Origin of the sequence: Providencia sp. PROV114 (assembly GCF_032704305.1) — a bacterium.
Classification (GTDB): domain Bacteria; phylum Pseudomonadota; class Gammaproteobacteria; order Enterobacterales; family Enterobacteriaceae; genus Providencia; species Providencia rettgeri.
In genome coordinates this window covers 2,229,591-2,245,807 of the sequence record NZ_CP120528.1, presented here as the reverse complement: position 1 = coordinate 2,245,807, position 16,217 = coordinate 2,229,591, and the positions used below count along the sequence as shown (strand labels likewise).

Sequence of the window (16,217 nt, the reverse complement as noted above, 5' to 3'; positions counted from 1 at the left end):
TGCATAAAAATAAGAGAATTATTATGAATAACGCCCCAGACACGATAACCTTTTTTGAGCGTTTACTTCCACTGGTGGTTTCCGGTAAAAAAATTATCACTATCCGTGATAAAAGCGAGAGCGATTATGTTCCTGGGACTATTGTGAAGGTATACGCGCTGGAAACAGGTGAATATTATACTGATATTAAAATATTGTCGGTAGAGCCCATTTCTTATGATGACATTTCTGAATACCACGCTAAGCAAGAAGCCATGAGTCTAGAGACGTTGAAAGCGCTTATCAAAGAGATTTACCCAAACGAGCAATATTTATACGTAATCACTTACCAATTGCTGAATAGTACTGACTGATCACGAATATAGTTTTTTGGCAATTTGTAAAAATGCCTTTGTTGCCGGTGATGCTTGGTTCTCGTTAATAACAGCAAAAGCAATACTACGCTTAACTGGTGGGCTAAGGGGGTTCACCATTAGTGGCTGCGGGTGCAAGGGTATTTATTGCACTAAATCCGCTGAGTGCGGTTATTGTGGGAACTCTATTTCTTAATGAACTACTCAGTACAGTGACCTTTATCGGCGGAATATTAATTTTTGGAGAATACTTATTGCGAATAAAAAATAATATAAAAATAGGCCAAATTAGAGGCCTATTTTAAGTTTATTTGAATTTTTCTTGATGTTTTAAAATAAATTCTTTTAGTGATGTTGGCGCTTTACCCGTTATAGTTTGAAAATTATCAAAAATTATTCCTGAACGGTCTAATTCCCCATTGGTAAAAGCGACATAATGGTCATAGATACTTTTCATATAAGCGAGTTCTAAATTATTTTTAACGGCATGTTGCCAAAACTCATTGGGATTTTCTGCCTGATAGCTGAAAGGGATCCCCAATTGTTCTGTTAATAATTCAGCTATTTGTGTGTAGTTTTTGTCTTCATAACCAAGACGATAAATTTGGCTTGCATGCTGTTGCGGGTTAAGTAAGCAATAAGCCGCTAGTTCAGCAACATCGGCACAGTCTACCCAACTGAGTACTGCATTGCCAAAATAAGAGCGCAAGACACCTTTTTGTAAGTTTTCATCTCCTTGATAACCCAGTAAGTTTTGCATATAAGATTCGGGGCGAAGGTGAGTAAATTGTATTCCTGACCATTCAATATAGCGTTCAATAAGCTGGTGCCATGCCCAATGGGCCACTTGAGCGCTATCGTCCCCACAGGCACCTAAGTGCACGATATATTTCACGGCCGATTTTTTTGCAATATCAACGAAGACCTTACTTTGTACAAGCATATCAATGGTATAGCCCGTCATCATGAAAACGGAATCTATACCCTGTAAAGCGGTTTCAATAGTATCTGGCTTATCATAATCCATAACAACAGTTCGATAAGGTGTGTTTTTCAACTTAGCAGGATCTCTAACCGCTAAAACAATATCATGATAGCCTTTGTTCTGTAATGATTGGATAAGGTAATGACCAACCTGGCCTGTCGCACCAGTAATAAGAATTGTATTTTTCATGAATATCCTATAGTTACAATATATTCAGTTAAAGTGTTTTGCTCATAATATATTCAAGAGATTTCTGTGTTTCGCTTGTAAATAACATTTCTTTTAGAATATGCATATCGTTTGACTGATAAAATGCCATTGCTCGAGTGTTACTTGCGAGAACATCTAGCCATAGCAAAGAGTCACCTTGTTGTTTTGCGAGCGCTTCAATAAATTTAAATACGGTTTTTCCATAACCTTTACCTGTAGCGCCAGGAGAAAAGTAAAGCTTATTTAACAAAGTACCAACTAAATTAGTTTCAGGTATACAGGAGTGATAGGTTAGTTTTACTAAACCGATTGGGCTCCTATTTTCAATAACATACCAATCAATATGCTGTTGATTAAGGTCTTCAGTGATTTTAGTTGTGCTGTATTCTTGATTTAAATATGAGTTAAGTTCATTTTGGCTATTCCATAATGTAGCAAAATGATGCAAATAACTTTCCGTACCTATTTTATGTAGCAATAACGCGTCGTGTTTCGTTGCTTTTCTTAGTATATGGGGAACTTGGTTCATAAATGTTTTCTCCTGTGCTTTATCAGTGTATAGCAATCAATTGATAAATGTCATAGAAGAGGAAAAATAGAGCATTTTTGGTATTAGAGAGAAGATAAAAGGACTATTTAGCCCTTTTATCTGATGATGATTATTTAATTGTTTGGCTAATATCTGAGTAAGCAAATAACGCTTGGGCTCCACCTGTATGAACAAATAGAATGGGGGTTTTTTCTTCAGAGTTTTCTAAGTAGTCAATTAATCCAGCCATGGCTTTACCGGTATAAACTGGGTCTAATAAAATACCTTCTTGCCTCGCTAATAAATTGATTGCTGCGAGGCCTTTTTGGTTTGGCATTCCGTACATGGGGGTAAAGAAGTTATCCCATAGTTGTACTTTGGGTGTTTTAGTTAGATCCAGCCATTGAGCCAGTTCGGATTGCAATTTTTCAACTTTAGGGGCTTGGTCTTGTTGTTTTCTTGAAACGGTGACACCAATTACTTGGCTTTGTGGTAATAGTTCTTGCAAGCCAATGGCAAGCCCTGCATGCGTTCCGGCACTCCCGGAGGCAACAATAACTTTGTCAAATTCTATATGTTCTGGCTTCTGCTGAGCTATTTCAATAGCACATTGAATATAGCCTAAGGCACCTAATGCATTTGACCCTCCAACAGGGACAATATAGGCATCTTTAAGAGAAAGTGTTTTTATTAATTCTTCCAGTTGAGATTGCGGATCGGTTAGTTCGTCACACATAACACAACGAGTGGCAAATAAATCAGTTAATAATTTATTACCATTATGAAGAAAGTTAGGATTATCGCTTTGAATTGGATTTTCTAACAATGCAACGCATTCAAGCCCATGCATAGCGGCAACTGCGGCTGTTTGGCGGACATGGTTTGATTGAATTGCCCCCGCAGTAACAATAATTTTTGCTTTTTTGGCTAATGCATCAGCCATTAAAAATTCTAGTTTACGCAGTTTATTTCCCCCCATGGCAAGGGGAGTCATATCATCACGCTTTATATAAATCTCACGACCAAACTTACGCGATAAATTATTCAATCGATTAAGCGGAGTCGATGCGTTAAGTAAATCTATTTTTGCAAACTGTGCTAGTCGTTGTTGAAGAGACATCTAAATTCCCAATAATTAATAAGAGAAACCAAGGTAAAGGTAAATAGCAAGAACAATACTGGCAGTCACTAGTGCATAAGGCATCTGTGTTCGAATATGCTCAATATGTTCGCAGTCTGTCGCCATTGATGCAACAATAGCATCCGCAGAAATTGGAGAGGTCATATCGCCAAATATTGAGCCAGAAATTGCTGCACCAATCATATATTCCACAGGCATTCCTACAGATAAACCTAATTGAACTCCGATAGGGATCATTATTGCGAAAGTACCCCAAGAGGTGCCTGTTGCTAAAGACATAATGGCGCTAATTATAAAGATAAAACCAATAGAAAAACCTGGGGCCATAACGCCTTGAGTGACTTCAGCAATATAAGCACCTGTATTTAACTCAGCAGAAACATTACCCATTAAAAATGCTAAAATCATAATGGAGCTAATTTTTAGCATATTGGCATAACCGATAAACAATTCTTTAAAGAAAGCATCAATATTTAGTAACCGTCGACCGATAAACCAACAGAAAGATACCATAGTACCAAACATGACTCCCCAATATACGGATGTCGAACCGCTTCCTTTACTAAAGTCACCATCACCTGTGATATATAGTGCGATAGGGACCATTAATACTGTAGATAAAATAGGTATAAAGAAGTTTAATGAAGAATGAGCATTAGGGTGGTCAATAATCTCTTCTTCGTTATCCTGACGTTGTAATTGAGAAATGTTCCCAGCAATAAAATTTTGTTGGTATGTATCTTCTGCTTTTTTCATGGGACCCCATGAAATATTAGTAAATACATAGAATAGGATCGTTATAATGGATAACCACGCCATTAAATTGTAACCAATCGACGTAATTAAAATATCAAAAGGCTCGCCTTGAATCAGCCCTTGGGAAATTTGTACCCCAATTAACCCCATTATTACCGCTCCCCACCCATTGATGATGGCAGAGGAACAAACAGAAACACACGCAGTTTGGATAATATAGGACATTTTTTCAGGGGCAACACCATATTGTCGTGCGAGATTTTTAGTTGAAGCTCCAGCGACTAATTGGTTAATTGAACTTTCAATAAAAATAAGAGAAGTAATGATAATGGCGAGCAACTGAGTAGATTTACGGTTTTTAATTAATTTTGTCTTATTGGTAAGTAACTGAACTAAAGCACGAACGCCACCTGTAACCACAACAAGTCTCATGATCCCACCGATCATAACCATAAAGACAATTGTTCGCGTATTTCCTGCAGATGAAAATGTATCAATAATACCATCAACGGTACCTTGTACACCTAATAATACGTTGTGGTCATGAATGACAGTAAAACCAACGAGTATTCCTAACATTAATGAAAGCATGACTTGGCGAGTTAATATCGCCAATATTATAGTCACAATGGGAGTGATAACGGTCCAAATACCATAGTCCTGCATGTGTTTACCTGTGATCCGAGAGAAAATATGAATTTTATAATTGTTGAAAAATCATAGCATTAATAGGAACACGGTAGAATAATTTTATGTAGTTTGAAATACGTTGTGACAATAAATTAATAAGAAAAAGGCCAAACAGATAAATGTTGGCCATATGTATAGATAGAATCAAATATTACTGTCGAGCTTGCCACTCTTTAGCTGTTATTTTACTAATATCTTCTGTTTTAGTTTCGCCAATTAATTCAATAAATTGTGGTTCAAGAGTTGCATAGTATTTGAAGCCACATTTTTCTTGAGCAATTTTAGATTGTTCGTTACCTTGAAAGTAACCGCACCACAAATTATCTAATTTTAAATCAGTGAAAGCATGGTGAATGATGGCGTTAATTGATTCTGGAATAATGCCTTTTCCCCAGAACGGTACACCAACCCAATAGCTAACTTCTGCGTCATTTTCACCAATAGGAAAATTACTTTCATGGCTGAATGATAAACCAATCAAGCCAATAGCTTGGTTCTCATTTTTTAACGTCACAGCGTAAATTTCATCACGCATAAAAATATTTTTGATAATAGAAAGACTTTCTTCTTCGCTTTTGTGAGTAGGCCAACCTGCGATTGGGCCAATTCTTTCATCTTTTGCATAGAAATATAAATCCGCGGCATCTGTTTCTTGCCAAGGACGCAATATTAACCTATTTGTTGTAAGTACCATTTTATCATCTCCTCATTACGCTATCTCCTAACTTGAAAGTTATTTTAGGTATTTATAGAAATAAAATAAGGGCATAACTTGTTCATTTTAGGTACTTATAACAACTTATTTGTTATGGTAGTGCGATATGGTGCAAATTAAAGTACAACGATCATGATGCATTTAAAAAATTATCAAATTGATTTGCCTGAAGTCATTCGGATTGGTGAAAGCCATATGGATAAAATGCAATTTAAACCGATTAAAACATCTTATGTGGCGGTTTGTGTGTGCAAGCAAGGATATGCAACATTCAATATTAATTTCAAACGGTATCCAGTACGAAAAAACGACATAATCGTTTTGTACGATGATTCCTTTGCAATGCTACAAGCCAAATCACGCAAATTTCGTTTGGAGTATTGGTTGATTGATAAAAAGCTAGCAGTAGAAATTGCTTATGCATTACCACATCAACTTTTTGCTTTTTTTAATGACTTCCCTGTGATTTCAACGCCATTAGAAAAAGCTGCACTATTTGAAAGCTGGAGATATATTCTTCTAACTATCGTGTCTAACTGGAGTGGTCATGGGCTATTACAATTAAAAAATCATTTGCAAAATTTATTTTTAGAAATTAGTAATCATGCACAACACACTTCTATCAAACCAGAAAATAAAAGCCGCCAAGAGCAACTGTGCTGGCGTTTTTGGGGCTTAATTACGACCTACTGTAAACAGCATAAAGAAGTGAAATTTTATGCGGAGCAATTGTCGATCACACCATTTTACTTATCTAAAATTAGTCAAAGTTTTTTTAAAGACTCACCAAAGGTATTGATTGATAGGCAAGTGATTCTAGAAATAAAGGCATTATTAGAAATTGGTAATTTATCCATTAAGCAAATTGCGGATGAATTAAACTTTGAAGATACATCTTATTTATGTCGCTATTTTAAACGGCATACAGGGATGACGTTAACGGGATTTAAAAAACGTATTGAACAAAAAGAACGGAAAAATAAATAATATTAATGTGGTTCAATCTTTGTTGAGTATTTTTTTATAAATTCAATGAAACAGCGTAAGCGTGGTGAAACAGCTTGGTTACGATAGTAAACGGCATTTATAGGTTGGCGAGTTTTAATGGTTTTCTTTTCTAATACTTGTACTAATTCACCACGAGCGAAAGCGTCTAGTGTGACGAAATCAGCTGAACATAAAATGCCTGCACCTTGAACTGCAAGGTGAAATAAAACTTCGCCGCTAGTGCCTGAAATATCAGGTGAAATCTTAAATAAATCCCCATCATGAGTTTTTATTGGCCAAATATTTAATGAATCAGGTTGAGTGAAGCCTAATAAACAGTGTTGTTTTAATTCTTCAATACTTTCCGGTACGCCATATTTTTCAAGATAATCAGGGCTGGCAACGAGTCGTTGTCGACTAAAACCTAATAAGGTGGCATTGAGTGAAGAATCTTTGAGGACTCCAATACGAAAAGCTACATCAATTCGTTTTTCTAACAGATTAGTAATTCCTTCATAGTTATGGATCTCAAGTTCGATTTGCGGATAAAGTGCATAAAATTGTGGAATCAATGGGGCAATAACATGAGTCAAAAAGGGAGTTGATGCATCTATCCGTAATTTACCTGAAGGAACAGTCTGTCGTATTGAGAGCATATCTTCAGCTTCTTGAGCTAGTTCAACTATTTTTCGCGATTTCTGCAAAAATGCAGCGCCTTCATCACTAAGTTTAATTGAACGAGTTGTTCGGTAGATTAACGTCGTATTTATTTTTTCTTCAAGCCTGAGCAATAAACGACTTACTGTCGATATTGTCATGTTTAATTGCTCTGCTGCTGCGGTGATAGAACCACAATCTACAACGCTAATAAAGGCCTGAAGCTCTTCAAAAGTTATTTTCATTATTGCATATCCGGCAAAAGTTATTTTCACCTTAACGCCTTTTTCATTGAGTATCAATGTGAAAAAATTCTGCTCATTAATAAAAATGTTAATAATTTATTTCAATAAGGTTTTTAAATGAGAATTAACACGGCATTACTAGCATTAGCAATAGGGGCTTTTGCTATTGGAGCAACAGAATTTTCACCAATAGGAATGCTTCCTTATATTGCTGACAATCTTAAAGAAGACATTCCTTCTGTGGGTGTGATAGTGGTTATTTATGCCCTTGGAGTTATGGTTGGTGCACCTATTATGACGCTATTGTTAGTCAAAAGGCGCCCTAAAATAGCATTAGTATTTTTGATGTCGATCTTCACTATTGGGAATGTATTATCGGCAATGTCACCTGATTTGGTGACCCTGTCACTTTCTCGTTTTATTACCAGTTTAAATCATGGTGCATTTTTTGGATTAGGCGCAATTGTTGCGGCAAGCGTGGTTCCTCCAGGAAAACAAGCAAGTGCAATAGCGGCTATGTTCATGGGGTTAACAATAGCCAATATTGGTGGCGTACCTTTGATGACGAAATTAACACAAGTCGTAGGATGGAGGCAGGCATTTTATTTAATTTCAATTTTAGGCATTTTGACGATTATAAGTTTAATTTGGGCTTTACCAAATAACCTAATGGGGACAAAAGTGGATGTAAAAAATGAATTGCGTATTTTACGGCGCCCTCAAGTCCTGTTAGGCATGTTATCTACTGTGTTAGGTGCGAGCGCAATGTTTACGTTGTATACCTATATTACACCAATGTTAATGAATTTTATTCAGGCTTCAGACCAAATGGTCACAATAATGTTAGTGATTATCGGTATAGGCTTTACTGTTGGTAATTATATTGGTGGGTTATTTGCAGATAAGTCACTTTTTAGCACTTTAATAATATTTTTCATTATGTTGGCATTAAGCATGGCTATATTCCCATTTATTGCGGTAAATGCATTTGGTGCGGGTGTCGGCCTAATGGTATGGAGTATTTTTAGCTTTGGTATTGTTCCTCCTATTCAAATGTTAGTCATGAATGCAGCAAAAGGTGCGCAAGCCTTAGCGTCCTCCGTTAATATAGGTGCCTTTAATTTAGGAAATGCCATTGGCGCAGCAATTGGTGGGATAGTTTTATCCTATGGGTATAGCTATTCAATGATTAGTTTTATGGGGGCACTAGTCGCTGTTTTGGGAATTATGGTTATTCTGGTTGTTTTTCGCAAAAAATCCGATTCTAAAATGGAAACTGAAATTGCATGCAGCTAATTTTATTGTACTTATTCTTCATTTGATAATTAATGTAAAATCACCGTTAAGTGGATTAAAAGGATCCCTCGCACGGAATAAATAAAACTTGAATTAAAAAGCAATGTTCGGAGTTTTTTGCAATTGTAGTTTGTCATAATTAATGCAATTAACTAAAGAAGGGCGACATGATGACAACTAAAAATTTGTGGAATACGCCAGAACAGAGATGGCAAGCGGTGGTTGAAAGGAATAAAGCCGCGGATGGTCACTTTGTTTACGGTGTAAGAACCTCTGCTATTTATTGCCATCCGTCTGCTGCTGGCCGTTTACCAAATATAAATAATGTTGAGTTTTTTGATAATGAGCAACAAGCGATTGAACAAGGCTATCGTGCAGGAAAACGCTTTCGGACAGAAACATCACAATTAACCCAATTTTATCAAGAGCAAATTGAGAAAGCTTGTCGTTATATTGAACAGCAAGAGCAAACGGTGAGTTTGGCTGCATTAGCTAGTTACATTGGTATGAGTCGCTATCATTTCCACCGTTTGTTTAAAGCGCAAATAGGGTTAACACCAAAAGCCTATGCGGATGCATTTCGCCATAAAACCTTGCAACAACGGCTTCAAGAAAAAAAACGAATTACTGACGCTATTTATGATGCGGGTTATCAATCAAATAGTCGCTTTTATGAAGCCTCATCTCAACGACTAGGAATGACGCCGAGTGAATGGAAATCAGGAGGGGGGGGCAGTAAAATTTACTTTGCTCTTGCGGTTTGCTCATTAGGGACACTATTGGTTGCACAAAGTCCGATAGGTGTTTGCGCCATTTTGTTAGGGGATGACCCTGAGCAGTTATTGAATAATTTACAGGATAAATTCCCAAAAGCAGAGCTGATTGGAGGAGATGACGGCTTTGAGCAACTGGTTGCTCAGGTGGTAGGTTTTATTGAAGCACCTGAAATTGGATTAAATTTACCATTAGACATTCAAGGCACTGCATTTCAACAACGCGTTTGGCAAGCTTTACGTAATATTCCAGTAGGGGAAACAGTAAGTTACAGTGATATAGCAGAAAAAATTGGCAAGCCTAGTGCCGTCAGAGCGGTAGCTAATGCCTGTGGTGCAAATATGTTAGCTGTCGCTATTCCTTGTCACCGAGTGGTTAAGAGTAATGGTGACCTTTCAGGCTATCGTTGGGGCATTGACCGAAAACAAGCGCTATTGTTAAAAGAAGCCCAGTATAAGGCAGATAATAGTTAATGATAGCTAAGGGGATCACGGGTAACCATAGTATTCATATAATTATTTCTAGTGAACTACCTTAATTAGAATATTTAAAATAAACAGCACCTATATTAATATATAATAGGTGCTGTTTAGTAAACACAATATAGTATCTAGAACTAAAGTTTTACTTTTAGAAGTAACATGCCAATATAAAGAGTTAGTTGAAACCCATTTTCCTGCTAATACTCGTATTTCGCGGCCACAAGGAGGATTTTCATTGTGGGTTGAACATCTACCGGTTGATAGTCGTAAATTACTCGATATTCTACATCGTAATAAAGTCACCGTTTTAACAGGGGAACATTTCTCGACCGGCGGATGTTTCCTTAATCATTTGCGAATAAACTATGCGCTTCCATTAATCGCAAGGCGACGCAATGCAATTAAAATATTAGGGGAAGCATTAAAAGTCACAAGCTTAAAATAATATAAAACCCCTTATTCAGTAGATATGAGTCATGAATAAGGGGAATAATAGTCATTGAATGGTGGGTTTCGGTTGACTATTTTTAGAATAGAATAAGTAAATCACATAGAGAAGTGTAAAACTGGCCGTGTAACCTGTAAAAATCATCCAGAAGGTTTTCCAATCTACTATACCATTGACGGTATTAAGCTCGATAACCCAACCACATAATACCGCCCCTAAAAACGTACCAAATCCATTGACTAATGTGGTGAATACGCCTTGTGCTGTTGAACGAAATTCGGGCGCAATTTCTTTTTCCAAAAATAGTGCTCCTGCGATATTAAAGAAATCAAATGCACAGCCGTATACAACCATGGATAAAAATAATGCCAGTGTACCAATCGCAGTGAAATCACCATAAGCAAATAAGCCTAGTCGTAAAATCCATGCAATCATACTCATAAATAAGATGGTTTCAATTTTGAATTTTTTGAGTAACAGCGGCAAGAGTAAAATAAAGACAATTTCTGAAAATTGCGATATCGATAAAAAGATAGTGGGGTATTCAGAAAAAACCGAGCCTCTAGCTTCAGGCATTAATGCCATATCTTGTAAAAAGGGAACGCCAAAGGTATTGGTAATTTGTAAGACAGAACCTAATAGCATGGCAAAAAACAAGAATACTGCAACTCGCCCCTTTTTAAAGAGTAAAATAATATTTTGACAACTAAAGCTAGATTTCTGTTCTTTTTTCTCAATTTTACAGGCCTGTGTTGAAATAAAGAAAATAGAAAAGATACTGAGGACCACGGATGCGATCGCACCTACATATAATTGATAAAAACTCATTTCCAATTTTAATAAGCTAATTGTCCACATAGCAACAATAAAACCTACGGTGCCGTAAACGCGTATTTTGGGAAAATAAACATCCGAATCGAGTTTTTTTGCGCTCAACATCTCAAAAACAATGCTATTACAAACGGAAATAGTTGGCATATAAAACATTAGGTGAACTAATGTCATAATAAATAGCAAGGTTATTGAGTCACTATGCGCCATTGCGATCAAAAATACAGCAGAAATAATATGTGAAGCAATATACACCAGTTTTCGGTTATTAATTTTATCTGCAATAAATCCGATAATAATCGGTGAACATAAAGCTGAGATGCCTAATGTACTAAAAATCAGGCCAATTTCACCACCTTTGAAATGTAAGGTATTGAAGAGGTAAGACGCAAAAGTAACCAGCCATGAGCCCCAGATAAAAAATTGAAGAAATGAAACGAATTTCAGCCGAGCAGTGATATTCATGTTTATACACCTTCCGTTAGCCTAAACATGCTTTAATGTAATTATTAAATAAACTGTTCTTTTCAATTAATTTAATAACTAAACATGGAAGCACCCATCTTGTTATTGTTTGAGCATTATAAAATAGTTAATGTGAGTTTTTTTTGATATGGAAGAGGCAAATCATCGATTAATTGTAGGAATTAGTCCCTTTTTATAGGAGATTTCACGTATCAAAATAAAGATATAATAAAATAAGTGTGAGAATTAACTTTTCTGAATTCAAGATGATTAAATGATAGTTAATATATATTTAACTTAGTCGGTATTACTTGAATTTAATTCATATTTAAGATTTAATAGGTATCTCTTCAGCCTCATACTTTCAGTATGCTATCCCAATTAATATCTCAATTTTTCCAGTAGTCAGCTTGACTGCGCCCTAGTGGCTCGCTACCAAAAAACTTACCTCAACTACTTTTTTAAAATTCAAATTTTATAAGTACCAATCATAAACAATGGTTGGAAATTCGATGTATATCAAAACGAGAATATTATGATATCTACTCATTACCTGCTGCTTTTATCCGCAGTAGCGGTATACCTTGTGGGTACCGCAGAATTCATGTTATCGGCGATTTTATCGCCGTTAGCAAATGTTTTTCATGTTCAGCCCGACCAAATTGCTTGGTTGATATCAGCTTATGCATTGGCCTATACCTTGGCAGCGCCTATTATAGGTTTCTTATCAGATCGAATTGATAAACGAAAAATTGTACTCATGGCTCTTTTGTTATTATCACTTGATAGCTTGGTTATTATTTTTGCGCCTAATTTATTGATTGCACTAGTTTTAAGAGGATTTGGTGGATTAGCATCTGCCGCACTTGTTCCGGTTATCTTTGCCCTTATTGCTGATGTGATGAGCGAAAGTAAGCAAGCTGCAGCAATGGGAAACATTATGATGGGAATGACTGTCGGTATTATTACCGGGCCTATCATCGCTGGGGCATTAGTTCAGTATTTTGCGTGGTACGCGCCATTTATTTATACCGCGGTAGGGTGCTTAGTGGTATTCATCATAGGGATATTTACGCTACCTCGTTCACAAAAAGTAACCAGTAAAAAATTATCTTTCATAGCGATTAAACAAAAAGGTATTGTTCGACTTATATTAGCGAAAGGTCTATGGAATGGGGTGTCAGTCTGTATGTTTCTGCTTGCGGGTGAAATATTAAGGCAAAGATCACACTTAGAAAGCGTTGAAGTTGGCAGTCTAATGGGATTATTCGGGGTCGGATTATTATGTGGCAATGGTTTGGTTGCAAGAATAGAGAGGATTAAGACGTCAAATAATACAAAACTCATTGTTATTATTTTAATAATCATGGCTGCGATTATGTTATTTCTTAGTGGGTGGCTTTCGTTAATTGGTCATGGCTTATGCTTAACTATTCTTGGGGGGATGTTGGGATTAGCATCTCCCATAAGTACCTCAATGTTAGCAAGGCAAAGTGCAGAGAATAAAGGTTTTGTCTTGTCGATATCCGAGAGTGTGAACAACTTGGTTTTATTATCTGCACTACCCGTATTTTCTTTATTTTTTTCGAAAGGTCACCTTGTGATTTCTATGATCATGATTGTTATATTCTTGAGCTCCGCTATTTTTTTAGTTTTCCCGACAAGACAGAGAAAAGACAGAGAATAAAAAGATAGTAGATTGCTTATTTTTCTCCACCGAAAATGGTTTTTCAGTGGAGAAAAGAGTGCTATTGGGCAACTAATAGTTGTTTCTTTCTTAGACGCATTCCATTTAACATGGATAGCCAAGCTAAAAATGTAATAAACATAAGAATAATAAAAATAAAATAGGGTGGAAGTTCTGTTAATACAACCCCTGTTAACATCGGATTAAATGCACCACCAAGCAGCCCTAGAGATTGGGCCGAAAAGTAACTAGCCTTCATTCCGTCTGGTGCAATACTATCAATCAGCATATATTCACCAGGGGCATAAATTAATTCACCCAGAGTGAAAATAAAGGCACCAAGAGCCCAAAGGTATAAATTTTCATGGGCATACATAAAGGTTGCCAACCCTAAAATAAAAAATAGACTGCCTAATGTCATTAATTTTCTTAAATTATCTGGGGTGATGCGTTTTCCGACGGTATATTGCAACGTCACCACGACAATCGCATTCACAGGCAAAATAACACCAATAACCACTTGAGCGAAATCACTGTCCGCTACAGTAATGGCGTACTGGGATATCCAAGTCGTAAAAGTACCGAAAACTAATGAGCCTAAAAACGTTGATAAAATAAACCAAGCTAGCACTTGGTCTCGTAGCATAGCGACAGGGTTCCATTTACGGATTTGGCCTTCTCCTAATAGTGTCGGCTTTATGCTCTGTACAAACCTTTGTATAAAAAATATCGGAAAAGCGGCAGAAATTGCGGCTAAATAGAATGGCAAGTTAATACTATACATTAATAACCAAGTACCAATTGGTGGTCCAACGGTCCAGCCTATATTAATAAAGGTATAGTTTAAGGAAAATATTTTTGCTTTTAATGCAACGGTGAGGGTATCTGCGAAATACGCTTTTAGTACCGTAGAGAATACGGAATAAGAGCAATTTATTAGTGAAAAGAAAATAATAACTAAAATTGCATTATTAACGATAGGTATTGCAATAAACCCACAAATAAAGGCGATAACAGCAAATAACATACAGCGTTTTTTGTCTACGCGGTCAGCTAGCATGCCAAAACCCATGCTAAATAAAACACCGACTACCATAGCCATTGACATTGCAACACCAACAATATCAATAGCCATTTTATATTCACGGGTCAGGTAAATAGCCATGAAGGGCAATGTCGCACCACGCCCAATAGTTAAGAGCAGTGACGATGCAAGTAATGCACTGTTTGATATATTAAATTTAGATAACATGGCACACAACCTAACTCATTAATTGTTGTTATAGATTTGTTTCAGACGTTCTGTAAGCTATAAAATACCTAAATTTACTGCGGTGAGATATGGTGATTAATGCTCAAAATTGAAAACAATATTTTGCTGATGCTAATGTACCATTCTCAATTAAAAATCTGGTAATATGAAATACAATCTTGATAATTAAATGTTATATGCTGTTGTAATCACCAAGAATTTAAAGTGAGTTATAAGGCGAAGGAATCTTGACGTTAAAATAGAAAAAGGTGCAAATTTGCACCTTTCAGACTTGCCGCCAAACATATTATGCTTGGCGGCAAGTCTAATAGGTTTTGAAAATAAACGAGGAAAATCAAATTATTGATTTTCGGCTGATAACACAAAGCGGGAAAAATCACGCTTTTATCCCGCTTTGTCAATAACCTCAAAGGTGCAATTTTGCACCTTTTCGAAAGAAGTAAACATTATAAAGCGGCAGTATATACTCGGCGGCTAATATCTAAATTAATATCTTGGTGCTCACCTAATTTCACCATACCATGTGCAGCCAAGCTATTGACTAAGGGCTCAATAACATCTTGATTCAGCTGGTAGTCACTGAAACGAGTACCCACTCGCATTTTTTCAAAGAACTCTCGAGTTAACTCAATGGATTTGAGTGCTTTCTCTTGTTCTGTACCTGACGTAATTCCCCAAACTCGTTCGGCATATTGCACTAATTTGGCCTGTTTTTGGGCTAATTTTTCTGTCAGCATGGACGGTAGAACAATCGCGAGTGTTTGTGCATGATCCAAACCATACAACACAGTAATTTCGTGACCTAACATATGGGTAGACCAGTCTTGTGGAACACCAACACCGATTAAACCGTTTAAAGCCAATGTGGCTGTCCACATTAAATTAGCCCGAATATCATAATCTTTCGGAGTCTCTAGCGCTTTAGGTCCAATTTCGATTAATGTCTTCAATAAACCTTCTGCAAATGCATCTTGTACATAGGCATTTACTGGATAAGTCAAATATTGTTCAATCACATGAACAAAAGCGTCAACGACACCATTACTGATTTGACGAGCCGGTAAGGTATAGGTTTTGACTGGGTCAAGAATAGAGAACTGAGGAAATACGTGGTCACTCATAAATGCAAGTTTAGAGTGTAGTTCTTCACGAGTAATCACAGAACCTTTGTTCATTTCAGAACCTGTAGCAGGTAATGTTAATACAGTTCCAAACGGTAGCGCAGTATTTATGGTAGTGCCTCTATTGGTGACCACTTCCCACTTATCACCTGGATAATTTACCGCTGCCGCAACAAATTTAACGCCATCAATGACCGAACCGCCACCAACAGCCAGCAAGTAGTCAAAGCCTTCCTTTTCAATTTTATCGACCGCTTTTATCAAGGTTTCATAACGAGGATTAGCCTCAATTCCACCAAAATGATCGAATGTTCGAGATCCTAAAGCTTGCTCAACTTCATTTAAGGTTCCTGTTTTTCTTGCACTTTCACCGCCAAATAAAATAAGAACCTTAGCATTTTTAGGGATAACTCGGTCAAGTTCACTGATTTTACCTTCACCAAACATGATACGAGTGGGGTTATAAAATTCGAAATTGTTCATATATGGCCTTCGCAGAAAGTAGAAATGAATCCAAATAATTACATGCATATAATATAATTACAAGTAAACATAATATAATCATTAAAATG

Annotated in this window: 16 protein-coding genes; 7 read left to right on the top strand and 9 right to left on the bottom strand. The window is 36.6% G+C overall.

All coding sequences use genetic code 11. From position 1 onward, the window contains the following. Positions 1-23: 23 nt before the first annotated feature. Positions 24-353, top strand: a complete 330-nt coding sequence (gene yqfB, locus P3L37_RS09870) for a N(4)-acetylcytidine aminohydrolase (RefSeq protein ID WP_004910859.1) — start codon at positions 24-26, stop codon at positions 351-353. Between the two features lie 122 nt (positions 354-475). Beyond that, positions 476-658 carry a hypothetical protein gene (locus P3L37_RS09865; protein WP_109912214.1) on the top strand — a complete coding sequence of 61 codons (183 nt, stop codon included), beginning with the start codon at positions 476-478 and terminating at the stop codon, positions 656-658. Positions 659-660: 2 nt separating this feature from the next. Here the strand turns inward: P3L37_RS09865 and P3L37_RS09860 are convergent, their stop codons facing one another. The 5 genes from P3L37_RS09860 to P3L37_RS09840 all read right to left on the bottom strand — a co-directional run bounded on the left by P3L37_RS09860 (position 661) and on the right by P3L37_RS09840 (position 5,358). Continuing rightward, positions 661-1,527 (bottom strand): SDR family oxidoreductase, encoded by an 867-nt coding sequence (locus tag P3L37_RS09860; protein WP_109912215.1) that lies wholly within the window; start codon positions 1,525-1,527, stop codon positions 661-663. Between the two features lie 28 nt (positions 1,528-1,555). Then, positions 1,556-2,077 (bottom strand): GNAT family N-acetyltransferase, encoded by a 522-nt coding sequence (locus tag P3L37_RS09855; protein WP_109912216.1) that lies wholly within the window; start codon positions 2,075-2,077, stop codon positions 1,556-1,558. Positions 2,078-2,207: 130 nt separating this feature from the next. Beyond that, a complete protein-coding gene (locus P3L37_RS09850; RefSeq protein WP_004910863.1) occupies positions 2,208-3,197 on the bottom strand; it encodes a D-cysteine desulfhydrase in 990 nt (329 codons plus the stop codon). A gap of 15 nt (positions 3,198-3,212) precedes the next feature. Continuing rightward, the gene (locus P3L37_RS09845; protein ID WP_004910864.1) at positions 3,213-4,640 is read right to left on the bottom strand and encodes a Na+/H+ antiporter NhaC family protein; all 1,428 of its coding nucleotides are present in this window, start codon (positions 4,638-4,640) and stop codon (positions 3,213-3,215) included. Positions 4,641-4,815: 175 nt separating this feature from the next. Continuing rightward, positions 4,816-5,358 carry a GNAT family N-acetyltransferase gene (locus P3L37_RS09840; RefSeq protein WP_004910874.1) on the bottom strand — a complete coding sequence of 181 codons (543 nt, stop codon included), beginning with the start codon at positions 5,356-5,358 and terminating at the stop codon, positions 4,816-4,818. Between the two features lie 153 nt (positions 5,359-5,511). Here P3L37_RS09840 and P3L37_RS09835 point away from each other — a divergent pair, with 153 nt between their 5' ends. Next, on the top strand, positions 5,512-6,366 hold the full coding sequence (locus P3L37_RS09835; RefSeq protein ID WP_109912217.1) for a helix-turn-helix domain-containing protein: 855 nt from the start codon (positions 5,512-5,514) through the stop codon (positions 6,364-6,366). 2 nt (positions 6,367-6,368) lie between these two features. On the opposite strand, the gene P3L37_RS09830 is transcribed toward P3L37_RS09835, so the two are convergent. Continuing rightward, entirely contained in the window at positions 6,369-7,268 is a 900-nt protein-coding gene (locus P3L37_RS09830; RefSeq protein ID WP_109912218.1) for a LysR family transcriptional regulator, read from the bottom strand. A gap of 117 nt (positions 7,269-7,385) precedes the next feature. Between P3L37_RS09830 and P3L37_RS09825 the strand changes: the two genes are divergently transcribed. From P3L37_RS09825 to P3L37_RS09815, 3 genes are all read left to right on the top strand, one after another. Beyond that, on the top strand, positions 7,386-8,564 hold the full coding sequence (locus P3L37_RS09825; protein WP_272667292.1) for an MFS transporter: 1,179 nt from the start codon (positions 7,386-7,388) through the stop codon (positions 8,562-8,564). A gap of 170 nt (positions 8,565-8,734) precedes the next feature. Further along, positions 8,735-9,811, top strand: a complete 1,077-nt coding sequence (gene ada, locus P3L37_RS09820) for a bifunctional DNA-binding transcriptional regulator/O6-methylguanine-DNA methyltransferase Ada (RefSeq protein WP_109912220.1) — start codon at positions 8,735-8,737, stop codon at positions 9,809-9,811. Positions 9,812-10,055: 244 nt separating this feature from the next. Further along, a complete protein-coding gene (locus P3L37_RS09815; protein ID WP_004910885.1) occupies positions 10,056-10,265 on the top strand; it encodes a hypothetical protein in 210 nt (69 codons plus the stop codon). Between the two features lie 51 nt (positions 10,266-10,316). On the opposite strand, the gene P3L37_RS09810 is transcribed toward P3L37_RS09815, so the two are convergent. Further along, complete coding sequence (locus tag P3L37_RS09810) at positions 10,317-11,564, bottom strand: MFS transporter (protein WP_109912221.1); 1,248 nt, start codon at positions 11,562-11,564, stop codon at positions 10,317-10,319. A 535-nt stretch (positions 11,565-12,099) separates the two neighbouring features. Between P3L37_RS09810 and P3L37_RS09805 the strand changes: the two genes are divergently transcribed. Next, positions 12,100-13,251: an MFS transporter gene (locus tag P3L37_RS09805; protein ID WP_109912222.1), complete on the top strand. Its 1,152-nt coding sequence runs from the start codon at positions 12,100-12,102 to the stop codon at positions 13,249-13,251. A 61-nt stretch (positions 13,252-13,312) separates the two neighbouring features. Here P3L37_RS09805 and ydeE read toward each other — a convergent pair whose 3' ends face one another. Both ydeE and P3L37_RS09795 read right to left on the bottom strand, forming a co-directional pair. Beyond that, positions 13,313-14,503: an efflux MFS transporter YdeE gene (ydeE, locus tag P3L37_RS09800; RefSeq protein WP_272667290.1), complete on the bottom strand. Its 1,191-nt coding sequence runs from the start codon at positions 14,501-14,503 to the stop codon at positions 13,313-13,315. A 467-nt stretch (positions 14,504-14,970) separates the two neighbouring features. Next, the gene (locus P3L37_RS09795; protein WP_109912223.1) at positions 14,971-16,128 is read right to left on the bottom strand and encodes an iron-containing alcohol dehydrogenase; all 1,158 of its coding nucleotides are present in this window, start codon (positions 16,126-16,128) and stop codon (positions 14,971-14,973) included. Positions 16,129-16,217: the final 89 nt, after the last annotated feature.